This is a genomic window from Enterococcus sp. DIV2379 (assembly GCF_050542965.1).
In the GTDB taxonomy this organism is placed as follows: domain Bacteria; phylum Bacillota; class Bacilli; order Lactobacillales; family Enterococcaceae; genus Enterococcus_D; species Enterococcus_D entomosocium.
The window spans coordinates 2,379,728-2,405,586 of sequence record NZ_CP172938.1 but is presented as its reverse complement, the minus strand read 5'-3'; the positions used below and the strand labels follow the sequence as shown (position 1 = coordinate 2,405,586).

At 43.1% G+C, this 25,859-nt stretch carries 23 protein-coding genes; 18 read left to right on the top strand and 5 right to left on the bottom strand.

The genetic code is table 11. From position 1 onward, the window contains the following. Window positions 1–22 precede the first annotated feature (22 nt). Entirely contained in the window at window positions 23–1,021 is a 999-nt protein-coding gene (locus IGI92_RS11065) for a LacI family DNA-binding transcriptional regulator (protein WP_400449651.1), read from the bottom strand. Between the two features lie 255 nt (window positions 1,022–1,276). Between IGI92_RS11065 and IGI92_RS11060 the strand changes: the two genes are divergently transcribed. The 4 genes from IGI92_RS11060 (at window position 1,277) to IGI92_RS11045 (ending at window position 6,855) form a co-directional block, all read left to right on the top strand. Continuing rightward, window positions 1,277–2,548 carry an extracellular solute-binding protein gene (locus IGI92_RS11060; protein WP_194188395.1) on the top strand — a complete coding sequence of 424 codons (1,272 nt, stop codon included), beginning with the start codon at window positions 1,277–1,279 and terminating at the stop codon, window positions 2,546–2,548. A gap of 139 nt (window positions 2,549–2,687) precedes the next feature. Then, entirely contained in the window at window positions 2,688–3,923 is a 1,236-nt protein-coding gene (locus tag IGI92_RS11055; protein WP_016613570.1) for a carbohydrate ABC transporter permease, read from the top strand. A gap of 1 nt (window position 3,924) precedes the next feature. Continuing rightward, the gene (locus IGI92_RS11050) at window positions 3,925–4,779 is read left to right on the top strand and encodes a sugar ABC transporter permease (RefSeq protein ID WP_008378938.1); all 855 of its coding nucleotides are present in this window, start codon (window positions 3,925–3,927) and stop codon (window positions 4,777–4,779) included. Window positions 4,780–4,788: 9 nt separating this feature from the next. Then, window positions 4,789–6,855, top strand: coding sequence for a beta-galactosidase (locus IGI92_RS11045; RefSeq protein ID WP_430607036.1), 2,067 nt, complete (start codon window positions 4,789–4,791; stop codon window positions 6,853–6,855). Window positions 6,856–6,938: 83 nt separating this feature from the next. On the opposite strand, the gene IGI92_RS11040 is transcribed toward IGI92_RS11045, so the two are convergent. Further along, the gene (locus IGI92_RS11040) at window positions 6,939–8,453 is read right to left on the bottom strand and encodes a flavocytochrome c (protein ID WP_430607034.1); all 1,515 of its coding nucleotides are present in this window, start codon (window positions 8,451–8,453) and stop codon (window positions 6,939–6,941) included. Window positions 8,454–9,025: 572 nt separating this feature from the next. Here IGI92_RS11040 and IGI92_RS11035 point away from each other — a divergent pair. Both IGI92_RS11035 and IGI92_RS11030 read left to right on the top strand, forming a co-directional pair. Further along, entirely contained in the window at window positions 9,026–9,748 is a 723-nt protein-coding gene (locus tag IGI92_RS11035; RefSeq protein ID WP_430607032.1) for a metal ABC transporter ATP-binding protein, read from the top strand. A gap of 1 nt (window position 9,749) precedes the next feature. Then, the gene (locus tag IGI92_RS11030; protein ID WP_008378930.1) at window positions 9,750–11,507 is read left to right on the top strand and encodes a metal ABC transporter permease subunit; all 1,758 of its coding nucleotides are present in this window, start codon (window positions 9,750–9,752) and stop codon (window positions 11,505–11,507) included. Between the two features lie 27 nt (window positions 11,508–11,534). Here IGI92_RS11030 and IGI92_RS11025 read toward each other — a convergent pair whose 3' ends face one another. The 3 genes from IGI92_RS11025 to IGI92_RS11015 all read right to left on the bottom strand — a co-directional run bounded on the left by IGI92_RS11025 (window position 11,535) and on the right by IGI92_RS11015 (window position 13,593). Next, window positions 11,535–11,708, bottom strand: coding sequence for a hypothetical protein (locus IGI92_RS11025; RefSeq protein ID WP_005234804.1), 174 nt, complete (start codon window positions 11,706–11,708; stop codon window positions 11,535–11,537). 134 nt (window positions 11,709–11,842) lie between these two features. Continuing rightward, on the bottom strand, window positions 11,843–12,703 hold the full coding sequence (locus IGI92_RS11020) for a metallophosphoesterase (RefSeq protein ID WP_005234806.1): 861 nt from the start codon (window positions 12,701–12,703) through the stop codon (window positions 11,843–11,845). Between the two features lie 173 nt (window positions 12,704–12,876). Continuing rightward, window positions 12,877–13,593, bottom strand: coding sequence for a hypothetical protein (locus IGI92_RS11015; protein ID WP_005234809.1), 717 nt, complete (start codon window positions 13,591–13,593; stop codon window positions 12,877–12,879). A gap of 185 nt (window positions 13,594–13,778) precedes the next feature. Here IGI92_RS11015 and IGI92_RS11010 point away from each other — a divergent pair, with 185 nt between their 5' ends. From IGI92_RS11010 to IGI92_RS10955, 12 genes are all read left to right on the top strand, one after another. Next, the gene (locus IGI92_RS11010; protein ID WP_016613564.1) at window positions 13,779–14,549 is read left to right on the top strand and encodes a TatD family hydrolase; all 771 of its coding nucleotides are present in this window, start codon (window positions 13,779–13,781) and stop codon (window positions 14,547–14,549) included. Next, window positions 14,542–15,114, top strand: a complete 573-nt coding sequence (gene rnmV, locus IGI92_RS11005; protein WP_005234813.1) for a ribonuclease M5 — start codon at window positions 14,542–14,544, stop codon at window positions 15,112–15,114. Before IGI92_RS11010 ends, rnmV begins: the two co-directional genes overlap by 8 nt. Further along, window positions 15,111–15,998, top strand: a complete 888-nt coding sequence (gene rsmA / locus IGI92_RS11000) for a 16S rRNA (adenine(1518)-N(6)/adenine(1519)-N(6))-dimethyltransferase RsmA (RefSeq protein ID WP_008378923.1) — start codon at window positions 15,111–15,113, stop codon at window positions 15,996–15,998. The genes rnmV and rsmA overlap by 4 nt, the downstream gene beginning before the upstream one ends. 118 nt (window positions 15,999–16,116) lie before the next feature. After that, window positions 16,117–16,728, top strand: a complete 612-nt coding sequence (locus IGI92_RS10995; RefSeq protein ID WP_042890476.1) for a hypothetical protein — start codon at window positions 16,117–16,119, stop codon at window positions 16,726–16,728. Window positions 16,729–16,866: 138 nt separating this feature from the next. Beyond that, entirely contained in the window at window positions 16,867–17,637 is a 771-nt protein-coding gene (locus IGI92_RS10990) for a C39 family peptidase (protein WP_016621560.1), read from the top strand. A gap of 399 nt (window positions 17,638–18,036) precedes the next feature. Next, a complete protein-coding gene (locus IGI92_RS10985) occupies window positions 18,037–19,005 on the top strand; it encodes a homoserine O-succinyltransferase (protein ID WP_244732169.1) in 969 nt (322 codons plus the stop codon). After that, entirely contained in the window at window positions 18,995–20,194 is a 1,200-nt protein-coding gene (locus IGI92_RS10980; protein ID WP_429969274.1) for a MalY/PatB family protein, read from the top strand. Before IGI92_RS10985 ends, IGI92_RS10980 begins: the two co-directional genes overlap by 11 nt. Beyond that, window positions 20,184–21,278, top strand: coding sequence for an aminotransferase class I/II-fold pyridoxal phosphate-dependent enzyme (locus IGI92_RS10975; RefSeq protein WP_429969273.1), 1,095 nt, complete (start codon window positions 20,184–20,186; stop codon window positions 21,276–21,278). Before IGI92_RS10980 ends, IGI92_RS10975 begins: the two co-directional genes overlap by 11 nt. Before the next feature lie 255 nt (window positions 21,279–21,533). Beyond that, window positions 21,534–22,364: a MetQ/NlpA family ABC transporter substrate-binding protein gene (locus IGI92_RS10970; RefSeq protein ID WP_005234826.1), complete on the top strand. Its 831-nt coding sequence runs from the start codon at window positions 21,534–21,536 to the stop codon at window positions 22,362–22,364. 50 nt (window positions 22,365–22,414) lie between these two features. Further along, window positions 22,415–23,995, top strand: coding sequence for an ABC transporter substrate-binding protein (locus tag IGI92_RS10965; protein WP_301389159.1), 1,581 nt, complete (start codon window positions 22,415–22,417; stop codon window positions 23,993–23,995). A 72-nt stretch (window positions 23,996–24,067) separates the two neighbouring features. Continuing rightward, on the top strand, window positions 24,068–25,027 hold the full coding sequence (locus IGI92_RS10960) for an ABC transporter permease (RefSeq protein WP_005234830.1): 960 nt from the start codon (window positions 24,068–24,070) through the stop codon (window positions 25,025–25,027). Beyond that, the gene (locus IGI92_RS10955) at window positions 25,027–25,857 is read left to right on the top strand and encodes an ABC transporter permease (protein ID WP_005234832.1); all 831 of its coding nucleotides are present in this window, start codon (window positions 25,027–25,029) and stop codon (window positions 25,855–25,857) included. Before IGI92_RS10960 ends, IGI92_RS10955 begins: the two co-directional genes overlap by 1 nt. Window positions 25,858–25,859: the final 2 nt, after the last annotated feature.

Genomic DNA, 25,859 nt, shown 5'->3' with positions numbered 1-25,859 from the left:
TCTAACTTTCTAGGGGCGTTTTTTATGCTTGCGTAAAGCTTTTTCGTTCGATGAGTTCAGCCCCTAAAAGGACTGTTTTGGTGATTGTTCGAGGATGAACGATCTGATCCACCAATAAATCGATCGCGGTTTTGGCGATTTCCTCCACATCGATGTTAAACGTTGTTAGTGGGGGAGCCACAAATTTTGCGATCTCATTGTCATTGATACTGATTAATTCCAAGCGATCAGGAATGATGATAGATCGTTCATTTAACGCTTGGAGCACACCAACTGCGACGGTGTCAGAAGCCACAAAGAGCGCCTCTGGCAAATTGTCACCAAGGGATTCCACCATTTTTTTCGCCAAACGATAGCCGGTTTCAACGGAAAAATTGCCACCAGTAAACAGGAACGCCTCATCGAACGCATCTCGACGAGCCAACGTTTGACGGAAGATGACCTCGCGACTATCCATTTCTGCACGTTGGGTATCAGGATTTAGATAAGCACCACCAATAAAACCGATCTTTCGGTATCCTTTTGTTAAAAATAGATCGATCGCCAGTTGCGTCATTCGATCAGTATCAGGTTTGACCGTATCGAACAGTTCTGGACAGGGGTTGATTTCCAAAAGGACGCCATAGGGGCAAACGGATTTGAACTGCTGCGTTTCATTCTCAGTGAAAGAGCCAATCCCAATAAATCCGGCGACTTCTTGCAGTGTTTCTAAAACATCATCTTCATGGGTGATTAGTTGAATTTCCAAATTGTTGATTTTCGCATATTTTTCTAAAGAGATACGCAATTGTCGAAAATAGACATCTTGCAGCTCTTCTTGTTCTGTCAGCCAGAAAAGGACGGCGATTTTTTCTAGTGTTGTTTTTATTTTTGAGCGATCATAACCTAGTGATAAAGCGGTATGAATAATTTTTTGACGCGTATCGGCTGCGATCGACAACGATTCGTCGCCTTTCAATAATCGGGAAACAGTCGCTTGTGAAAAGCCTGATTGCTCGGCAATTTTTTTTATTGTAACCAATCTTCTTCACCTCTTTCTTCTAGTATACGCTAACAACTTTACCAAGTAAATGAATTTACTAAATATATTTACTGAATAGTGGAAGTTAATAACATAGAGGTATTTCGAAAAAAATATTTGTGTGATAAACCTTGATTTTATCCGTTTATTTACTCCTTTTAAGAAATTAATTTAGTAAAACTATTTACATATTAAGTAAAATAATTTATTATAAACAAGAAGATAGCGTTTGCAAAATAAAGAAAAGGTGGAGAAATGATGATGAAAAAAATGTCTCGAGTTCTTTTTTTAAGTGTAGCAGCTTTAGGATTAGGTGCTTGCGGTCCACAAAGTGAAGGGACAGATAGTACTGCAGCAAATAGTGGCAGCGATAATGACTATGATCTATTGGTCTGGGAAGACCAAGCAAAATCAGCTGGGATTGAAGAGGCAGTCAAACAATTTGAAGAAGAACACGATGTGACGATCAAAGTGGTCGAAAAAGCCTATGGTGGACAGATTGAAGATTTACGATTGGATGGACCCGCTGGTACAGGTGCGGATGTCATCACAATTCCTGGTGATCAAATCGGTACAGCAGTTACCGAAGGGTTGTTGAAAGAATTAACAGTCGATCAAACGCTACAAGATCTGTATACGGAATCAGCAATGCAATCGCAAATCGTTGACGGCAAAGTCTATGGTTTACCGAAAGCGGTTGAAACACAAATTTTGTATTATAACAAAGAACTAATTTCTGAAGAAGACTTGCCACAAACAACGGATGAGTGGCTGGAGTATTCCGAGTCTGTTTTAGGTGCTGACAGTTATGGGTTACTGGCATTGTGGGATCAAATTTATTACGCACAAGGTGTATTGAGCGGTTATGGTGGTTATGTTTTTGGCGAGAAAGCCGATGGATCCTATGACCCTGAAGATATTGGATTAGCTAATGAAGGCGCGATCGAAGGGGCAGACTATATCCAACAGTTTTATGATGCCGGTGTTTTTCCATCCGGATTGGTCGGTGAACAAGGAATCAATGTGTTGGACTCTTTATTTACGGAAGGAAAAGCTGCAGCTGTCGTCTCGGGACCATGGAACTTGTCTCCTTATAAAGAAGCGGGCATCGACTATGGTGTGAAAGAATTGCCATTATTAGGCAATGGTGAACATATGGGCTCCTTTATCGGTGTCAAAAGCTACAACGTAAGCAGTTATTCCCAAAACCCTGAATTAGCTGAAGCGTTCGTGAAATTCATCAGCAATGAGGAAAATTCAAAAGTCCGTTATGAAAAAACGCAAGAAGTACCAGCGGTTGCTTCATTGGCAGATGATCCAGCAGTTCAAGAAAGCGAAAGTGCTGCAGCCATTGCTGCTCAGTCCCAATACGCAGAACTAACGCCTGGGATCACTGAAATGAATTCAGTATGGGAACCAATGGATGCCGCATTGCAGACAATTGCTACTGGAAAGGCTGAACCGAAAACAGCTCTACCACAGGCAGTCGATCAGATCAAATCAGCCATTGCAGCAATTCAAAACTAAAAAGTCGTTACGAGGACAAACGTTTCGGATGGTGATTCAGTACTAGGAATCAAGTAATGCCGAACGAAACGTTTGTCAGCGGCTTTTTCTTACAGGGGGCGAAAATGTGAAAAACACGCAGTCGTATGCAAAACGAGCAATGCTATTCTCGATAATACCAGGATTCGGTCAATTTTATAATCGGCAAAAAATCAAAGGCGCTTTATTTTTCTTCTTTTTTGCTATGTATCTTGTCGTCTTTAAAGATTTATTTAATATGGGACTTTGGGGCATCGTGACATTAGGCGTGGAAGTGCCGAGAGACAATTCCATCTTTTTATTAGCAGAAGGATTAGTTGCCTTGATCGTCATCGGTTTTGGTCTGTTGTTCTATTATTTAAACATCCGTGATGCCTATAAAAACGGCGAATTAAGAGACAATGAGCTACCAGTCAACTCTATCCGTGAAAGCTACCAGGCACTATTAAGAGAAGGCTATCCTTATTTAATGAGTAGCCCAGCATTTTTCTTACTCGTGTTTTCTGTTATTTTTCCGATTCTCTTTAGTATCGCGTTAGCTTTTACGAACTATGATCTCTATCATTCTGCACCTGCCAATTTAGCAGATTGGGTGGGATTAGAGACCTTTAAGAAGATTTTTACTGTCGATATTTGGCGTAGTACCTTCTTCAATGTTCTAGGCTGGACAGTTATCTGGACCTTGATCGCCTCAACGTTACAAGTTTCTATCGGAATATTTTTAGCGGTGCTGGTGCATCAAAAAGAACTACGATTCAAAAAGTTCTTTCGAACGATTTTGATCCTCCCATGGGCAGTTCCGGGATTTGTTACGATCTTGGTATTTTCAGGAATGTTCAATGATTCCTTTGGTGCGATCAATAATACGATTTTGAATTTCTTCCAGATTTCACCGATTCCTTGGCTAACGAGTGCGAATTGGACCCGTTTAGCTTTGTTACTGATTCAAGGCTGGCTAGGCTTTCCGTATATTTTTATCGTGACTACAGGGACGCTGCAATCCATTCCTGATGATTTGTATGAGGCGGCGACCATCGATGGTGCTTCAGCTATGCAAAAATTCCGACGAATCACATTGCCATTACTGCTTTATGCAATGGCACCAATTTTGATTACGCAATATACGTTTAACTTCAACAATTTCAATATCATTTATCTGTTTAATTCTGGCGGACCGGCAGTTCCTGGTTCGACCGCTGGTGGTACCGATATTTTGGTTTCATGGATCTATAAGCTCACGATGCAAAATAGTCAATATGCACTAGCAGCAGCATTGACGATTCTCTTATCGATCGTCGTGATCGCGATTGCTTTATGGCAATTCCGCCGAACAAATTCATTCAAGGAGGTTGGATAACATGAAGGCAGCAAGTATGAAAAAACAAAAATTTGTCCGCCTATCCTTGACATATCTTGTACTGATTTTTACGGTAGTGGTGATCGTCTACCCTTTACTATGGACGATCGGTGCTAGTTTTAATCCTGGGAACAGTTTAATAAGTACGAGTCTGATTCCGACGAGTCCGACATTAAGTCACTACACGAAATTGTTTGCTGGTGACAACTCGCTATATTATAGTCAATGGTATTTGAATTCATTGAAAATCAGTGTATGCACTATGTTCCTGTCACTGATCTTTGTCTCCATGACGGCTTATTCCTTTTCACGGTTTCGTTTTACAGGCCGTAAAAATGGATTGATGCTGTTCTTACTACTACAAATGATCCCGCAGTTCTCTGCCTTGATCGCAATTTTTGTACTGGCGCAAATGCTCGGCTTGATCAATAGTCATTGGTTGCTGATCTTGATTTACGTTGGGGGTCAGATTCCCATGAACACGTACTTATTGAAAGGATATTTTGACTCGATTCCGTTAGATTTAGACGAGAGTGCCAAGATAGATGGTGCAAGCAATACGCGAATATTCTGGCAAATTTTGATTCCATTATCTCGACCAATGCTCGCAGTGGTTGCCATGAATGGTTTCACCGGACCACTGGGAGACTTTGCCCTGTCTTCAGTGATTTTACGTAATCCTGAGTACTATACATTACCCATCGGGTTATACAAATTAGTCACGGATAAAATGGGTGCCAGCTATACGACTTTTGCGGCAGGGGCCATTTTGATCAGTATTCCGATCGCGCTCGTCTTTATTGCATTACAAAAACATTTTGTCACCGGTTTGACCGCTGGCGGCACAAAAGGATAGGAAGAGAAGATGACAAGATATAACTTAGAAGAACGCTTTTTACATGGTGGGGATTATAATCCTGACCAGTGGCTAAATTATCCCGAGATCTTAGCCAAAGATTTAGAACTAATGGAAAAAGCTCATGCTAATACATTTTCCCTTGGTATTTTTGCTTGGAGTGCCTTAGAGCCAGCAGAAGGGGTGTTTCAATTTGAATGGTTAGACAAAATCATGGATCAGCTCGCCGAACGAAACAGTAACGTCATTTTAGCGACGCCAAGCGGCGCGCGTCCTGCCTGGTTGTCTAAAGCATACCCTGAAGTTTTACGGACCAATGAAAAACGGGAAAAAATGTTACACGGTGGGCGACACAATCACTGCTTTTCTTCGCCAATCTATCGTGAGAAAGTGGCGATCATCAATCGGAAATTAGCTGAACGCTACCACGATCACCCAGCACTATTGATGTGGCATATTTCCAATGAGTATTCTGGAGATTGTCATTGTCCTATTTGCCAAGAAAACTTTCGTCAGTGGGTCAAGCAGAAGTACCAAACGCTAGCAGCCTTGAATGAGGCCTGGTGGGGACCGTTCTGGAGCCATACCATCACCGATTGGTCGCAAATCGAATCTCCTTCACCAATCGGCGAAATGCAAGTTCATGGACTAAATCTAGACTGGCATCGTTTTGTAACCGATCAGACTATTGATTTCTATGAACATGAGATCAAAGACATTCGTCGTTTGTCTCCAGATGTGCCGATCACAACGAATTTCATGGCAGATACCCGTGATTTGATTCCCTTTTATAGTCTTGATTATGGAAAATTTGCCCAGCATGTGGATGTCATTAGTTGGGACTGTTATCCTGCTTGGCATAATGATTGGGGAACGACAGCTGATTTGGCAAGTAAGGTTGGGTTTATCAATGATCAATATCGTAGCTTGAAAAAGCAACCATTTTTGATCATGGAATCAACCCCTAGTGGTGTGAATTGGCATCCAGTCAATCGCACGAAACGTCCCGGGATGCATCTTTTGTCTTCTATGCAATTTATTGCTCACGGTTCAGACAGTAATCTTTATTTCCAATGGCGGAAATCTCGAGGCTCGTCTGAGAAGTTCCATGGGGCCGTCGTGGACCATGACAGCGACGAGCAAAATCGTGTTTTTCAAGATGTAGCAGAAGTGGGGAAAGCCTTAGAAGAAATCAAAGAAATCAAAGGATTGCACAAAAAAGCCAAAGTGGCGATCATCTATGATTGGGATAACAATTGGGCGCTCAATGATGCGCAAGGTTTTGGTTTGGAGAGCAAACGCTACCCACAAACGTTGCAAGAGCATTATCGCTATTTTTGGGATCATGACATCGCGGTTGATGTCATCACGAAAGACCATGACTTTGATGCTTACCAATTGATCATCGCTCCGATGCTTTACCTCTTACCAAAAGAAACTATGAAAAAATTTCAACAGTATACGAAAAATGGCGGGACACTGGTTTCCACTTATTTGACGGGGATCGTGAATGAAACGGACTTGACCTATTTAGGGGGCTGGCCCCAAGAGTTAGAAGAACTGTTTGGTGTGTCTGTGAAAGAAATCGATACGTTATATCCGAAACAAAAAAATCTGCTTTTAATGAAGGAGAAGCAGTACCAAATTCATGATTATTGTAGTATTGTCCAAACAAACACCGCCCAAACGTTAGGGGTGTACGGTGCAGATTTTTATCAAGGTCAAGCTGCAGTGACCGTAAATGATTATGGTGAAGGAAGTGCCTACTATCTCGGGGGACGGACGGATCAAGCCTTTTTGGAAGACTTCTATCAAGAAGTAACACAACAGCTTCGCTTACAAAATGAGTGGGTCCGCCAAGGTTCAACGAACGTGTCGATTCAAAGTAGAGAAAGTCAGCAAGAGCAGCTCGCTCCGACCACCTATTATTTTGTGATGAATTTTTCCGAAGAAAATCAAGAAGTAGAGGTAGCAACTTCAGGAATCGATTTGCTTACTGGAAAAACGACAAGCCAACTTCTTCAGTTGGTGCCTTATGAGGTGCAGATCATCAAAGTGACAGCACCAAATCAATAAAAACTATTGTGTCAATTATATGAGAAAAAAGAAGTATTAACGCTGATGAAAAGCGTTAGTACTTCTTTTTTATAGAGAATGGTTTAATTTTCTTGCGCAAATTCGGCAGCTTTTGTTCCTGCTTGGCGTCCGAAGATGATGATATCGGCAACTGCATTTCCGCCAATTCGGTTTTCACCATGCAACCCACCAGTTACTTCTCCGGCTGCAAAGAGACCTGGAATGATCTCGTTATCCGTAGCGATCACTTCTGTGTTCGTGTTGATCTTCACGCCGCCCATCGTGTGGTGGATACCAGGAGCAATGGCGATGGCATAGTAAGGTCCTGTTGACAAATCGTTGTCCATTGCTGTGCTGCGTCCAAAGGCTTCGTCTTCACCAGCAGCCACACTGCTGTTCCAGGTAGCGATCGTTTCAGCAAGCGCTGCTTCTGGCATGTCCAATTCTTTTGCCAATTCTTCGATCGTGTCAGCGGATTTGACTAACCCTTGTTGCTCGTAAAAATCAATGGCTGTTACGCGTTCTTTGACACCTGCATCAAAAACTAACGTTGCCGATTTTTCAGGTAGGGCAATAATCGCTTCAGAGACTTTGTCTCGTGTTTCCATTTCATTGAAGAACCGTTCGCTTTCTTGATTGACCAAGATCGCGCCTTCTCCACGGACAGCTTCAGTGATCAACAGTGATTTAGACTGATCCACTGTTGGGTGAATTTGGATTTGTTCTAAATCAACCGTTTGTCCGCCTAATGCTTCGATCATTTTGATTCCATCACCAGTCGAACCCTCTTGGTTCGTTGTCACGTAGTCTGCCAATTCTGGTTTGTACTCGGTGATCATGTCGAAATTGGCACCGAAACCGCCTGTTGTAACGACAACTGCTTTGGCATCAATGGTTTGTTCGGTTCCTTCTACTTCAACGGTCACCCCGTTGACTTGACCATCTTCTTCATTGATTTCTTTGACATCGGCATTCACAAAAATTGGGATTTCCAATTCATGGATGTTGCGCATCAAGCCATCAACTAAGTATTCCCCAACCGCGGAACCATCAGATGGACGGTGCGTTCTTTTTTCACTCATCCCGCCAGTGGTTGTTAAGTTGTCTAAGGTGATACCCATTGAATCTAACCAATCGATCGCTTCTGCTGAATGATCTACAAAGTAGCGCAACAATTCTTCATCATTGGTGTTGTGACCGCCAGCTAATGTTTCTTCATAGAATAGATCATTTGAATCTTCGATGCCTTCTGCTTCTTGGAATTTGGTTTCTGAAGCGTTCATTCCTGCAGAAGATTTCAATGTATTCCCACCAGAAATTGGCATTTTTTCTAAAATAACTGGGTTTGCGCCAGCTTCCTTTGCTTGGATCGCAGCGGCCATTCCAGCGCCACCCGCACCGACGATCACGACATCGTAGCTGTCTGCAAGTTCGCTAGGGTCTGTGTATTCTTGACCAGATGCAGCTGAAGTTGCATCTGTTTCTTCATTAGCAGATGAACCAGTACTTGTGCTGCTGCTTGTTTGTGAATCAGCGCCACAAGCACTCAAAGTTGCTAACGAGGTTAGGACTAATAGTGTTTGGAAAATTTTCTTCATTGTTTTTATTCCTCCTAAAACTTTTTCCAAATCAAAGACTAACATAGTTGTCATGTTATTTTTAGGTTTTGTTCGAAAAATCACATAATAATTAGAAAAGTTTAATTTATAAAGCGTTTTAGTCGAGGTGGAAGGGTTTCTTGGTCATCATAAAAAAGAGTAGATTCGTGAATTTGTGGAAATAGAAGAATTACTGATTCTATGATTTGTTTGGTATTAATCATGAAGGGAGTATGAAATGAGATTTGATTGGTCTCTTTTCTGTTATTGAAAAAAAGTACGTCACTGAGGTGCCGAGGAACGATCTCTTTTATTGAAAATAAATCAACCGCTTTGCGATCAAAAGATAGAAAGAAATTAGTGAAATCAGTATTTGTGGTCGCCAATTTTTATTCAATAAATAGAGATAGAATCTTGGGTTTCAAGAACCATTGCCAAGAAATTGCGGTGTTTCTTAAAAAAATCAAGAGAACTGTCTTGCAAAACCAATCCTTTCTTGTATAATAAAAATAAGTTAGGTCTACCTAAAAAATAAATAAACTATCCTTAACTATGGAAATGGAGTGAAAATAATGATTACTTTTTCAGAAATATCTGCAGCCTATGATGGCAATCATCAAGTGATCGCGGATTTGTCGTTTCAAGTAGAGAAACCGGCGATCGTAGGGATCATCGGTCCAAATGGGGCAGGGAAGTCGACGCTGATCAAAGCGGCGTTGAAGTTGATCCCTTCCAGTGGGGACATGAGTGTCGACAAAAAAGCGTTAAAAGACTTCCAAAAGGAAATTGCCTATGTCGAACAAAAGACCGCGGTTGATTACACGTTTCCGATCACAGTCAAAGAAGTCGTATCTTTAGGCTTGTATCCTAAAATGCGCATGTTCCAAAGGATGTCGGCCAACGATTGGCAGAAAGTGACAGCCGCTCTGGCAGCGGTAGAAATGGAATCCTTTGCGGAACGTCAGATTGGGGAATTGTCCGGTGGGCAGTTTCAGCGGGTCTTGATTGCTCGAACGTTGGTGCAAGATGCCAACTATATTTTCCTCGATGAGCCCTTTGTAGGGATCGATGCCACCAGTGAAGCGATCATCGTCGGGCTGTTACGTAACTTGCGAGATGCTGGCAAGACGATTTTTATCGTTCACCATGATCTGGGAAAAATCACCGAATACTTTGATTCCTTGGTTCTGCTCAATCAAACCCTGATCGCTGCGGGCCCAGTCAGTGAAGTCTTTACCGAAAGCAATTTGAAGCAAACATTTGGTGATGCGATCATCGTGAAAGGAGGCGTTTAACATGTTGACAAGCTTTTTTACGAGTTTAAGTAACTATCATTTCTTGCAAAATGCCTTGATCACGGCAGTCGCGATCGGGATCGTCGCAGGGGTGATTGGTTGTTTTATCATCTTACGAGGGATGTCCTTGATGGGGGATGCAATCTCTCATGCGGTCTTACCAGGGGTAGCCTTGTCTTATATCTTCGGCGTTCACTTTTTTGTCGGGGCAATCTTCTTTGGGATTTTAGCCTCCATGATCATTACCTATATCGCCAATAACAGCCTGATCAAAAGCGATACGGCGATCGGTATCACCTTTAGTTCGTTTCTAGCTTTAGGGGTTATCTTAATTGGGGTAGCAAACAGTTCGACTGATTTGTTTCACATTTTGTTTGGGAATGTGCTAGCGGTGCAAGATAGCGACAAATGGCTGACGATCGCTATCGCTATCCTTGTGCTGGCAGTGATCATCCTCTTCTTCCGTCCACTGCTGATCACTTCTTTTGATCCGATGATGGCAAAGGCCTTTGGGATGAAAGTGCAAGCCTATCACTACTTATTGATGTTCTTATTAACTTTGGTTTCAGTGACAGCGATGCAAAGCGTCGGAACGATCTTGATCGTGGCTTTATTAGTCACTCCAGCAGCAACGGCTTATTTATATACAAAACAATTGAAGCATATGATGATCATCGCAGGGGTTTTAGGTGGTCTCGCCTCATTTATCGGCTTGTTTATCGGGTACAGCTTTAATATTGCCGCAGGATCAAGTATCGTTTTGACCGCAGGAGCCTTTTTCGTGATCGGTTTCTTGTTCTCACCAAAACAAAAGACCAGTCCAGTCAAGCGCTGGTCAGCGACAGCGGTTTTAGCAACGGCAGCTGTAGCCGGTGGCTTCTTTTTGGCACAGCAAAACGGACAGATGGCCCAAACAGAAGGGAAACTTTCAGTAGTAGCGACCAATTCGATCATTGCTGATATTACGGAAAACATTGCCGGTGATCGAATCGATCTTCACAGTATCGTACCAGTGGGGCGTGATCCCCATGAATATGAACCTTTAGTGGAAGATGTTCGAAAAGCGACCGATGCTGATCTTATCCTTTACAACGGCTTGAATCTAGAAACTGGCGGCAATGGCTGGTTTACCAAATTGATGAACAATGCCAATAAGGTAGAAAATGAAGATTACTTTGCCGTCAGTGATGGCGTGGATGTGCTTTATTTATCTGATGATGAAGACCACAGCAAAGCCGATCCTCATGCATGGTTAAATCTAGAAAACGGCATGATCTATGCCCGTAACATCGCTCAACGCCTGAGTGAAAAGGACCCTGACAATCGCTCTTTCTATGAAGAAAACCTTGAACGCTACTTGGCTTCATTAGAAGAACTGGATCAGCAAGCGAAGGAAAACTTCCAATCGATTCCTGAAGAGAAGAAATTGATCGTCACCAGTGAGGGAGCCTTCAAATACTTCTCTAAAGCCTATGGTGTACCGTCTGCCTATATTTGGGAAATCAATACCGAAGAAGAAGGTACCCCTGCGCAAATCAAAAACTTAGTGGATCAGCTGCAAAACTCAGCCGTCGCTTCCTTGTTTGTCGAAAGCAGCGTCAATACTCGTCCAATGCAAAGTGTTTCTCGTGATGCGGGCATTCCGATTTTCGGAACCGTCTTTACCGATTCGATTGCAGAACCGGGAGAAGAAGGCGACAGCTACTATAACATGATGAAGTGGAATCTCGAGACGATTTATCAAGGCTTGAATCAATAATACAAAAACATCCTTAGCTCGTTCTGGCTAAGGATGTTTTTTCGTCGTATTTTTGTGCTGGAGAAAAGCAAAGAGATAAAATCCGCAGCCCATCAAGGCAGCAAGAAATGCGATGACAGGAAAGTACAACCCCTGACCGTAAACATAGGCTGTATAAGCAAAGAAGGCGATCAAAAACCAGAGTGTTCCTGAGATGACCATTTTTTGGTTCCTCCTAATTGTTTAAAAGTATTTATTTGGTATATTTTAACACGATAGGAGCAAAAAGAAAATCAGCGAATCGAACGTTTGCTGAAACGATTTGCTGATTTTTTCCCAATTACAACGATGAACAGTTAAGAAACGTTCAATTGCTGTTGCGGTTCTAAATGGTAATAAAGGATCTCTGGCGGGACGCCGAGTCGGGCGGGAATCTTGGTCATACCGACCCCACTGGAAACACTCAATAAGGTCTCATTTCCTAAAAGGTAGAGCCCATCGGTATATTTCAACGCGCCCTTTGTTTTCGCATAATAAAAAGGCAAGCGAATCTGCCCGCCATGGCTATGGCCAGAAAGAATCAAGTCGTAGTTTGGCAGATTGGTGATCCGAGAAACATAATCGGGTTCATGGAGCAAAAGCAGCTGCCATTCTGCTAAGGTTGCTTCATAGGTAAAACTGACTTTCGGACTTTCTATATCGATACCGACAATATTCATCGACGTCTTGTCATCAGAACCAAAAACCGACTCATTATCAAGTAAGGTAAACCCTGCATGCTGGTATATTTCCTTAACAAAGTAATGACCGTCATTCAAATGGTCATGGTTCCCCATAACTGCGATCTTACCCAGAGGCGCTTGCAATTTTTTCAGCTTTTCGATCAGTCGCTTGGTTGAACGATGCGGCCATTTTTTATAATTATCGATCAGATCCCCCGTGATGATGATCAGATCCGGCTTGTTTTGGATCGTTGATCGAATGATGCGATTCATTCGTCTTGGTTTAAACCAACGAGAAAAATGGAGATCACTGATATGGGCAATCACGATATTGCTTTCTGCTTGGTAAAGGTCATAAGCTTTTGAAATATCTAAGACGGTGCGCTTGTCTTTTTTTATGAGATAATGCCGTTGTTTGAGAAGATGCGGTTCAATAATAAAGGAGTAAACTAGCAAGCCCGTAAGGAGGAATGCAATAAGAATGAGGGTGTACATGGCGTGGCTCCTTTTTTGATTTGCTAGTTTCTAGCATAGTAGATTCTTACAAAAAAAGCAATCATACGGAAGCAAAAATAACAAAAAATATCCATCGTATTTCGCTTGATTTTTCCATTAAAAAAGATACAAAAGAAGCTGCAACAGCCTATCTTTTGTATCCTAGATCGCAATTATTTGATTTTCACCAATCGTTTGAAGCGTGCCTTGTGTTTGACAGGGATCAAAGCCATGACACAATCATAAGGGACAGAGATGATCGCCCATGCGAGACTTTTACTTGAAGCAAAGGGATAGTTTTGCTGTAAGACAAAATGGCCACTGATCAAGGCAAAACCGATACTCCCGACCCACAGCCATTGCGGGTCCCAATTCGTGAAGTGCTGGAGGGCTGTGATGACAAACGGATAGCCGTAAAAGTACAATGCAGTCAAAACGAAAGTGACATTTTTGGTTAATTGACGCAAGGTCAGTAAGAAAAACAAGCCAGAAAGAACGATACCCAATGGAGGAAACAGACTAACTAAGAAGGAATAAACGATGCCCCATAAGATCATGCCTGGGCCTTTGACGAGAGCAGCTATGACAAAGACAAAAAGTAGGAATAAGAGCTGTTGCGAAAAACTTGCTGCCGTCAAAAGTCCGAAGAAACCAACCAATAACCAGTGAGAAAAAGTCGCTGTTTGATTCTTTTGTGGCGTCTGCTGCTGCAGTTTTAGCCATGTAGCAAAATTGGGGAAATCTTGCTGGAAATTTCGCTGAAAATCGCTATTGAATGCTTGATGGGCATTTTGCTGCCGATAGTAGTGATATTGATTTTTTAACGTGCCTTTAGTTGCTGCTTTTTGGCCAGAAAAAAAGCGGCCGGGATCAATTTTTGATCGTTCCATATTTCCACCTCCATACGATTTCGTTACCCTCAGTATAGAGAAAATAAGCTTCGGCGTCCTCCAACTTTGGGCGGATTTTTTTTGCTTGCTGAAAGTTTTCTTAAACTGCTGAAAAAAGCGGAGAGGATTCGTTTCTTAAACCGTCAAAATATGCTAGAGTATAGAAGGACTAAGGAGGAGATTTCATGATTTTTGATTCTCATACACATTTGAATGCAGAACAGTTTAACGAAGACATTCCCGAAACCGTCGCCCGTGCGCATGAACTAGGAGTAACGGAGATGGCGGTCGTCGGTTTCGATCAGCCAACGATTGAAAAATCGTTAGCATTAAGCAAAGAATATCCTGGCATTTACAGCATTATCGGTTGGCATCCCACCGAAGCTGGTTCTTATACCCCACACGTAGAAACCTATTTGCAAGAGCGCTTGGAACGACCAAAAGTCGTTGCCTTAGGTGAAATCGGTTTAGACTACCATTGGATGGAAGATCCGAAAGAAGTTCAAGAAAAGGTCTTTCGTCGGCAAATGGCAATCGCTCGTGAACATCAGCTGCCCATCAGTATTCATACCCGTGAAGCCTTAGAAGATACCTATGCGATCTTAAAGGATGAAAAAGTCCAAACAATCGGTGGTATTATGCACAGCTTTAGTGGAGACGGAGAATGGGCGAAAAAGTTCTTGGATCTAGGAATGTACATTTCCTTTAGTGGTGTCGTGACCTTCAAAAAGGCCACGGAGGTACAAGAAGCTGCACTAGTCGTACCACAAGATCGGCTACTCGTTGAGACTGACGCGCCGTATTTAGCCCCTGTTCCTTATCGCGGCAAACGCAATGAACCCGGCTATACCCATTATGTGGTGGATAAAATCGCGGAGCTGCGGCAAGAAGCGGTCGCTGATGTTGCGGCCTACACGACAAAAAATGCCCACCGCTTGTTTAGGATCAATGACTGATAAACCGAAAATCGAAGAAATCATTGTCGTCGAAGGCAAAGACGACACCCGTCGATTGCAAGAAGTGTTCGAAGTAGATACGATCGAAACGATCGGTTCAGCGATCGATGATACGATCCTTGATCAAATCGAGCATGCCCAAGAAACACGAGGGGTCATCGTGTTTACCGATCCCGATTTTTCGGGAGAAAAGATCCGCAAAATCATTATGGAAGTGGTTCCGGATGCCAAGCATGCCTTTTTACCGCGCAGTCAGGCAGCACCGAAAAGCAAAGGCAGTTTGGGCGTGGAACACGCCAGCCATGAAGCATTGAAAGAAGCCTTGCGAAAAGTCGTAACCCCGATTGCTTCAAATGAAGTCAGTGAAGGAACCATTGATCGCCAACAGTTATTAGCGTATGGCTTGATCGCAGGCGCTGGAGCAAAAGAGAAACGAGAGCGGCTAGGAGATCTTTTACGCATCGGCTATACGAACGGCAAACAATTAGAGAAGCGGCTGGCAATGTTTCGTATCACCGATGCAGAGTTGGCAGAAGCTATGAAAACAGTGGAGGAAGAATTGTGAAGGAAGAACGGGATATAGCAACCCCCTCAAGAACCAAAGAGATTTTAGCGAAACATGGCTTTACCTTTAAAAAAAGTTTAGGACAAAACTTCTTAACAGAACCGAATATTTTACGGAAAATCGTAGAAACAGCAGGCATCGACGAAACGACAAACGTCATTGAGGTTGGACCTGGAATCGGTGCGCTGACCGAACAGTTGGCAAAACACGCCAAGCAAGTGTTGGCGTTTGAAATCGATGATCGGTTGATCCCTGTATTAGCTGATACGATGCAGCCTTACGCAAACGTAAAGATCATTCATCAAGATGTCTTGCAAGCAGACCTATCAACGACCATTCGGTCAGAATTCAGCGATACGGCTGCTTCATTAAAAGTTGTCGCAAATCTGCCTTATTATATTACTACGCCTATCATGATGCACTTTTTAGAGTCTCAGGTACCAGTAGATGAAATGGTCGTGATGATGCAAAAAGAAGTGGCTGATCGAATCTCAGCAGTTCCCGGGACCAAAGCCTATGGCTCGTTGTCGATCGCTGTGCAATACTACATGGAAGCAAAACTGGCATTCATCGTCCCGAAAACCGTTTTTGTACCCCAACCGAATGTTGATTCGGCTATTTTGAAATTGACGCGCCGTCCACAACCAGCGGTCGCAGTCACCGATGAAAAAGAGTTCTTTAAATTAACGAAAGCAGCCTTTCAGTTGCGTCGTAAAACCCTTTGGAACAATTTGCAAAATAGCTATGGAAAAGATGAAGAAACCAAACAGTGGTTGGCAGACAGTTTAGAAGCAAGTGGGATCGATCCGAAACGTCGTGGAGAAACGCTGTCGTTAGCGGAATTTGCCAAATTAAGCAATGAAATGCAAGCGCGCAAAGGATAACTTCTATAAAAACGGATGTTGAATAAACATTCGTTTTTTTGTGTCTTGACACCTTGTGGAAATACCAGTAGAATAAGCAAGACAGAACTGTCATGACACATTTAAGGAGAGAGTATAAATGAAAAATCATTCCATCCGCCATTTAACGATCGCTGCATTGTTAATCGGCATGGGGATCGTCATTCCCATGGTAATGCCCAAAATCGTCATCGGACCTGCATCTTTTACCTTAGCTAGCCATGTTCCCGTATTTGTGGCGATGTTCTTTTCACCAGCGATGGCGATCGCTGTAGCTTTAGGAACGACCTTTGGCTTTTTCTTAACACTACCACCAATCATTGCATTACGGGCATTGTCCCATGTTGTTTTTGCAGTCATCGGTGCCTTTTATTTACAGAAGCACCCAGATATTTTACTGAAAGATGGCAAACCCTCTTTATTGAATATCAAATTTCAGAGCTTTAACTTGATTATCGGACTGATTCATTCTGCCGTTGAAATGGCAGTCGTTGCCGCCTTTTACTTCACAGGAAATGTACCAGGGACAGCATTCGATGGCAATTTCTACTATTTCTTGTTCGTTTTGATGGGGATCGGTGGCTTGATCCATAGCTTGATCGATTTCAATTTGGCTTATTTTGTTGCAGGTGCCTTAAGCAAACAATTTGATATTCGTTCGTTTTCAAAAGCAAAAGGACGCTTTATTCAGAAACAGAAGAAAGCGGCATAAGCGCCAGTTTGAATAGACCCGCTGCGTAAACGGGTCTATTTTTTTGTATTCAGATTAAGAAAATACTCCTTCTTAAAACGTTTATTATAGTGAAATAATAAACAGAAATAAGTTATAATATAAAAGAGGAGGAAGTAGATGAAGAAGAAAAAGTTAAAACGGTTACTTTTAGGTATGTTCGTCTTGATGCTCTTCTTTCTGCTGATTTTTTATGACAGTAAGAATGGGCAGTCCCCCTTTGAAAAGATAGAGGATGAATTGACACTAGCACTTTCGGATGAAGAACAAACACCAGAGCCTGAATACAGTGACGTTATTCAATTGGATGTTCCGTTAGAAAATCAATTCGATGAAGTTACGTTAGGAAATGGTTGTGAAGTAACGGCTTTATCGATGCTCTTGAATTTTTACGGATTTGATACCAATAAAAATCAATTGGCAGAAGAATTAGTGTATGTCCCACTTTATGAGGATTTTAATCACCATGGAGATCCGCGAGAAGGCTTTGTTGGAAACATCTATGGCGGCGATAGCGCGATGGGTGTTGACGTAGAACCGATCACTGATGTCGCCGAAAGTATTGTAAAAGAGCAATATGAAGTCGTTAGTGGACGAGACAAAAGTTTTGATGAGATCGTCAAAGTCCTGCAATCTGGGAAACCAGTTTGGATGATCGCGACGTTAGAATTACAAGTACCTACCGATGCTGATTTCTTTCAATGGAATACCCAAAATGGCGAAATCCTTGTGACTGCATTGATCCATTCGGTAGTGATCACTGGCATCGATGGTGATACGATGTATGTCAACGACCCTTATGGGCATAAGGATCGCGAAGTCAGCAAAGAAGACTTAGCAGCGATCTATGAAAAAATGGGTCAGCAATACTTATATTTAGAAGAAATCTAAGAAAAAGTCTCAACTTGCCGTTGACAGTAAATGAAAAAACAATTATAATTTTTTAAAATTAAACAAAGATTTCGATAACGTTGAAGAGAAGAGTAGCAGATCAACAAAGGTACAGAGACTCCGGTTGGTGAAAAAGGAGACATGCGGTGATCAGTGAAGATGAGCTCTGAGTTTTTTTGTTGGTTCACGCCAGCAAAACGGCATGCGCCCGTTACAGCGCCAAGTATCATAGTGTACTGTTGAGGTGTTATTTGTGAGAATAGCACGAATTAGGGTGGTAACGCGCATCAAGTCGTCCCTTTTATCCATAAGGATAAAAGGGCGGCTTTTTTTGTTTTTCACAGCCGAAACTGTTCGCTTTCTCTTCAACAAGAAATTTATCTGTAAGGGGTTGAAGCAATGCCAATCATTATTCCCAAAGAATTACCCGCTGCAGCGGTCCTGCAAAAAGAAAATGTCTTTGCCTTACTGCAGCATAAAGCGGCGAAGCAAGAGATCCGTCCCTTGAAAATCGCGATCGTCAATTTGATGCCGAAAAAGATCGCTACAGAAAATCAGTTGTTGCGTTTACTTTCCCAAAGTCCACTGCAAATTGAGGTGACTTTACTAAAAATGAAATACCACGAAAGCAAAAACACCTCTGTCGATCACATGGAAAAGTTTTATCAAGAATTTTCAGTGATCCAGCCGCAACGATTCGATGGCTTGATCATCACCGGAGCCCCAGTTGAAAAAATGGCATTCGAAGCCATTGACTATTGGCAAGAACTACAAAAAATCATGGATTGGAGTCAGACGAATTGCACTTCAGTCCTACATATTTGCTGGGGGGCACAAGCGGGGCTTTATTACCATTACGGTATCGACAAAGTGTTGTACCAAAGCAAATTGTTCGGTGTCTTCGAACAAACAGTCACGCATTTTCATCCACTGGTTCGGGGCTTTGACGACGTCTTTTATACACCGCATTCGCGCTATACTGGCATCGATGATGTCCAGCTGGCCCAAGCGCCTTTAGAAATATTGGCAGCGGGCGTTGAAACAGGGCCTTCCATCTTCGTATCAGAAGATCATAAAAATGCCTTCTTGCTAGGACATTTTGAATACCATTCAGCGACCTTGAATGAAGAGTACTTGCGAGACATGGAACGGGGCTTAGATACCGCGTTGCCCAAAAATTACTTTGCTTATGACCGCTTAGGGGGAAAAATCACCAACCGTTGGCGGGGACATGCCTCTTTGTTTTTCAGCAATTGGATCAATGAAACCTATTTGCGAACGCCGTATGACCTGTCCGTCATGCCAACGAAAGAAGGTTACCGAATTGGCAGTGAGCCAGAAGGTCGGGTGAGTATCAATGACGATTGAGCATTTTCTCTCCCACTATGCCAGGCAGCGAAAAGGCACCAATTCTTTAAAATGGGATCTTGTGGATCAACGGTTCCAAGGAGAAAAGCTTTTGCCTTTATGGGTAGCTGATATGGATTTTGCGGCGCCAAAGGCAGTGGAAGAAGCCTTGCAGCAACTGGTTGCTCAAGGAACCTTTGGCTATGCGATTCCCCCCTCAGGCTATTTTTTAGCCTATCAAGCTTGGCAAGATCGCCACTGGGGGACGAAATTCGAAGAAAAATGGCTCTCGTTTTCCACAGGGGTCGTCCAATCTTTGGTTGATTTGCTTCATTGTTTCACAGAACCTGACGATGGCATCTTGATCCAGCCGCCCGTCTATTATCCCTTTTTTGACAGCATCAAAGAGACGAAAAGGCGCTTGATAGAAGCACCCTTGCAAAAGGTGAAGAATTCCTATCAAATCGATTTTGCTGCTTTTGAAGCCAAAATCATTGAAGAAAAAGTGAAACTATTTATTCTCTGCTCCCCCCACAATCCAGTAGGGCGGGTCTGGCAAGAGAAAGAATTGCATCAGTTATTGGCCATTTGCCAAAAACATGAGGTTGTCGTGATCGCCGACGAGATCCATCGTGAACTGATACTCGGTGAGCAGCAATTTGTTTCAGCCGTGACAGTGGCACAGGGGTTCGGCTTTGAGAAGCTGATCGTTCTGGATTCGCCCTCAAAAACCTTCAACTTAGCAGGATTGTTACTCTCTCATGTTTGGATTCCTGATTTAGAGATGCGCAGAGCCTATCAGGCTTGGTGCCGACAATACAAGCAGACGGAAGTCAATCGTTTGGGATTGGTGGCTGCGAAAGCCGCGTATGAATCGGGGGATCAATGGCTAGATGACCTGCTTTTGGTGATTGCTGCCAATGAACAAATGGTCCGCCAGCAACTGCAAGAAGCATTTCCCAAAATTGAGCTCCTGCCATTAGAAGGAACCTATCTTCTCTGGGTCGATCTGAGGCAAGTCATCGCCAAAGAACGAACCAAGCAGGTGGTCCAAGATACTGCCGGTCTCGCAGTCGATTATGGGGAATGGTTCGCCAAAGACGGTCAGGGCATGATTCGTCTGAATCTTGCGACAACACCAACGATCATTCAAAAAGCCCTTGATCGTTTGATCGAGGCAATCAAAAAGGAGGAACGACATGACCATTGATACAGCAACTTTTCTGGCCCAATTAGGCAATCATTCGGATCAGCAAACCGGGGCGATCAGTCCGCCAATTTATCTTTCCACGACCTTTGCACATCCTGAATTGGGGCAAAGTACCGGCTATGATTATACTCGGACCAAAAATCCGACCCGGGATATTTTAGAAGCGGGTCTTGCCGAATTAGAAAAAGGAGCTCGGGCAGTAGTGACCAGCTCTGGCATGAGTGCGATCGCTTTGATTTTTGACTTATTTACCAGCGGGAGTCGCTTTTTGGTTTCTCGTGATTTGTATGGCGGCAGCTTTCGCTATTTTGCGGAATTGGAAAAAAGCCAACGGGCATTCTTCGATACCTTCAGTACTGTAACAGAATTAAGTGAAAAATTAACTGACGAGGTAACGGCTGTCTTTTTAGAGACCCCAACGAATCCTTTGATGACCGTGACGGATATTGCTGAAACCGCCAAGCTTGCTCACGATCATGGGGCACTATTGATCGTGGATAATACCTTTTTGACGCCGTTACGGCAGTTGCCATTAGAAGAAGGCGCGGATCTAGTGATCCATTCAGGCACCAAATTCTTATCTGGTCACAATGATATTTTGGCTGGTGTCGTGATCGCCAAAGATGCGCAAGTAGGGGAGCGTTTGAATTATTTAGCCAATACTTCAGGCCCGACTTTGAGCAGCTTTGATACGTGGTTATTTATCCGAAGTTTAAAGACGCTGCCGTTGCGCTTTGAACGACAGGAAGCCAACGCCAAGGAAGTCGGCCGTTTTTTACGAGCCCATCCGGCGATCAAAGAGGTGCTGTACCCGAATGCCGGCGCGATGATCAGTATTCGGGTGCTTGATGAAACCAAAATCAGCGGCTTTTTAGCAGCATTACAGGTCTTTACCTTTGCGGAAAGCCTAGGTGGTGTGGAAAGTCTCATCACGTATCCAACGACACAGACCCACGCGGATATTCCTCAAGAGGTACGAGAATCTTATGGGTTGACGCCGGATCTTTTACGGATCTCCATTGGGATCGAAAGTAGTAAAGATTTGATCGATGACTTAGAAAATGCACTGAAGATATTCAAATAACCCGACCACAGATCAGCTAGTTAAAAACTTACTTTTGTAGAGTAATTTTATTGACAGTTTTAGTTGTATAGGATAAAGTTACACTACATATGAATAGTGAGTCCGATGTTTTCAGTTGACGGCAACAGGCATTTGCCATTTCTCCTTTGAAAAAACAATTTGTTTTGAGAAACAGAGGTGAAATTGGTCTAGTTGAGCAATACGTCAAGAAAACGGGACGATTGATCTGAGGAGGGAACAAAAGGGGAAAAAGGGATGAAAAGAAACGTAGTAAAGGGATTGGCAACAGGGGCTCTTGGATTGCTGGCATTGTTCAGCTTCGCCGCTTGCGGCAGCAGTCAAGCAGATGAGGAAGCCACCGTTGTCAAATTGGGTGTCGTGGGTGAGCAAAACGAAGCCTGGGAACATGTGCAGGAAGAATTGAAGGAAAACGAAAATATCGACTTGCAATTGGTGAAATTCACCGATTATCGTCAGCCAATCGTGGCGCTTGAGGATGGCTCAATTGACCTTCACGCAGCATTGACGGAGATTTTTATGGACAATGTCAACGAAGAAAGTGGTTATTCCAACACGACGATTGCCTATACGACATTAAACCCACTTGGTATTTATTCCGATAAAATCACCGATGTCAACGAATTGGCAGATGGTGCTACGGTGGCTTTACCCAATGATGTCTCAAATGAGAGCCGTGCACTATTACTCTTACAGACCGCCGGTTTGATCACTTTGGATGAATCAAAAGGTTTACTGCCAACAACCAGTGATGTCATTGACAATCCCAAAGCCCTGAAATTTGAGCTACTTGACTCCAATCAAACTGCTCGGGCAATGACCGATGTCGACATTTCTTTGATCAATAATGGCATGGCCGTCGATGCTGGTTTGGTTCCTACAGAAGATGCGATTTTCTTAGAACCTGTGGCTGATTCCTCCAAGCCTTATTATAATGTGATCGCTGCGCGAGCAGACGAAGCAGACAATGACGTTTACCAAACGGTCGTTCGATATTATCAGACCGATGAAGTAAAAGCAATCATCGAGGAAGTAACAAAGAAATCTAGTATACCTGTATGGGAATAGAAAGTTAAAAACGACTATTACTATATAGGAACAGGAAGTAGGATGGAAAAATGATAAATTGGAAAAAAGGTTTAGCAAGTGTTGCCGTCGTTGGACTAGGATTTGTTCTAGCAGCCTGCGGTGGATCAAATACAGAAGAAACGTCAACCAGTAGTGCAGCTGGAGCTGGGGATGATTCAACATTCACTTATGCGATCAGCGGGGACCCATCGTCCACTAACCCGATCAACACCAGTGATCGTTGGGGATTGACAGTGACAAACATGATCTATTCTCCACTAGTTACAGTGGAAGCAGACGGAACAACACAAAATGCGTTGGCAGAATCAGTGGAACCAGCTGAAGACGGCCTTTCATTGACAGTACATTTGAAACAAGATGTGAAATGGTCAGATGGCGAAGACTTTACCGCCGATGACGTTGTTTTCACATATGAACAAAAAGTCAAAAAAGAAAATGGCAATGCCGATTCCCTTTGGGTCGACGACCAACCAATCGCGATCGAAAAAGTGGATGAATACACCGTCAAATTCGTGTTGCCGACACCGAGTGCGGCAGCGATCAGTAATATTGCAACCGAAACATACATCATTCCCGAGCATATCTTTAAAGATGTTACCGACTTCTCTGTCAGTGAACTGCCTGAAAAACCAGTCGGCACTGGTCCGTATCAACTGAAAGAATACAAACGTGGTGAGTACTTTACTTTTGAAGCCAATGAAAACTATTATGGCGGCAAGCCTTCGATTCAAAATGTGACGTTGCGCATCATCGAAAGTACCGATACTGCGAAAGTCGCTTTGCAAAAAGGGGAAGTGGATGCAGCCGTTGTCTTGCCTTCAGATATTGAAGATTTAGATGATGATCAGATCTCTGTTTATCCTTATACTGAAAACCGTGTCGGTTATCTAGGCTTGAACACTCACTCAGATGCTTTGCAAGATGTGAAAGTTCGACAAGCAGTTTTCTATGCGTTGAACAAAGATGAATTAAATCAAGCGGCGTATTTAGATGAAGAGTATTACGCAACACCATATTCATTCTTGCCACCAAACAATCCATACGTTACTGATGATGTTGAAAAATATGAGACGAATGCTGAAAAAGCAAAAGAACTTTTACAAGAAGCTGGTGTGACTGATTTGTCATTGAATTTGGCTTTCAACTCAACCGATCCAGCCCAAACGATCCAAGCTACGTTGATCCAACAACAATTGCAACAAGCAGGCATAACGGTTACACTTGAAGGTGGCGATGGTACAGCGATCTTTACCGAGTTGAAGAAACCTGATTCAACGAAGTACAACTTATTCCTTGGCGGGTATATCATGGGAAATGACCCTGACTTATACGGCAGTCTATTTGAAACTGGCGGTAGTGCCAACTACTTCCAAAGCAATAGCGAAACCATTGACAATTTGTTTGCCCAAGCAGCAGTTGAATTAGACACGGACAAACGTGAAGCATTGTATGATGATTTGCAAAAGGCCATTGCTGATGAAGCGATCATTTACCCAATCGTTGACAACAAGAAAATCCTAGCGGTCAATAACCGAATTGGTAATGTAGAAGATGCAGGTTTGATCCCAATCTATACATTCGAAGATATGTCTAAATTGACAATCAAGTAAATCCATTGGCTGTGATAAAGAGGAATCTTTTTTATCACAGCTTTTTTCTATGAAAAAGAAAGTAGGTCAGTTATGTTTCGATACATTGCAAAACGAGTATTGCAAGCAATCCCTTTGCTGTTTGTGATCTCTTTTATCGTTTTTTCACTTATACATATCGCACCGTATGATGTGATCGACTCCATCACGACACCCAATATGTCGCAAGAGCAAATCGATCTTTTGCGGCAGCGCTATGGCTTGGATCAACCCTTTTTGGTTCAATATTTTCTTTGGATCAGAAATATTCTTACCGGTAATCTTGGATTTTCTTTGGTGTCTCAAAGTAGTATTTCACAAGAACTTGCGACTCGGATTCCCAATACCATGCGCCTAGTGATCCCCGCTTATTTGACTGCCTTGTTGTTGGCCATCATTTTGGGCCTGTTGGCTGCTGCCAACAAAGGAAAGATTTGGGATCGGATCATTGACGCTGTGGCATCTCTAGGAATCGCTGTGCCGACCTTCTGGTTTGCGATGATCTTGATTTATGTATTTGGTTACTTATTAAATATGTTTCCAATCATTGGCATGTATACGGTCGGTAAAGAAGGGGATTTTGGCGATTTTCTGCAGCATTTTATTTTGCCATATACCACATTGACAGTCGCCTTCTTTCCAGATTTGACGCGGTATATCCGCGCATCAGCGACACAACAAGTTTCAGAAGACTACGTGATGGTGCAACGGGCATTTCATGCCAGCAAATGGCAGATTTTCAGCCGTCATATTAGTCGAAATATTTTGATTCCCGTTGTCACCCAAATCGGCTTGGCGTTGCCAATGTTAGTTACCGGTGCGATCATTACAGAAACGATCTACGGCTGGCCGGGCGTCGGCCCTTACTTGATGAGTGCGACGAAAAGCCTCGATTATCCTGTGATCATGGCCATCATGCTGTTGTCAGCAACACTGGTCATCTTAGGGAATTTGTTAGCGGATGTATTATACTCCGTGGTTGATCCACGTATCCGTAAAGGAGGGAGTAAGTAATGAAACGTTTCAAAAAAATCAGTGAAGTCATGCTTGCTTCGCCCATCTATACCTTTTCTGTCGTTTTCCTGACGTTATTGATTATTTTGTCGCTTGTTGCACCTTTGATCCCCATCGATCCTAATGCAACGGATGTCAGCAACATGTCACAGCCGCCGAGTTGGTCTCATTTATTTGGAACCGATGAAGTGGGGCGAGATTACTTTATTCGGGTCGTCTACGGCGGTCGGGTATCATTGTTTGTAGGTGTTTTGGCAATGATCACAGCGACGTTTATTGGGACTCTTGTCGGTCTTGTTTCTGGCTACTTTGGCGGTTGGATCGACAACCTGCTGATGCGGCTCGTCGATGTATTGTCATCGATTCCTTGGTTGGTGTTAGTGATCGTTTTGAGCGTCTTTTTACGTCCCGGACTAACTACGATTATTATTGTGATCGGCGGCTTCTCCTGGATGAACATCGCTCGTTTGATTCGTGGTGAAACGTTAGCGGCGAAAGAACGGGAATATGTCGCTTACGGGAAATTTATCGGACGTTCTTCATTTAGTATTATCGTGAAGCATGTTTTCCCAGCAGTGCTTCCTACCTTGATCGTTGCGGCATCTGCAAGTATTTCAGGAGCGATCATGACCGAATCGGCTTTGAGTTTTCTAGGCTTAGGAATACAGCAACCGATGGCTTCGTGGGGCAGTCTGTTGCAAAACGCGCAAAACAGCTTGCAGCGGGCACCATACATGGCGATTCTTCCAGGGCTCTTTGTTATTTTCACCATCTATTCCTTTAACAATATCGGCGACATGATCAAACATGTCTTGCAGAGAGAGGTGTGACC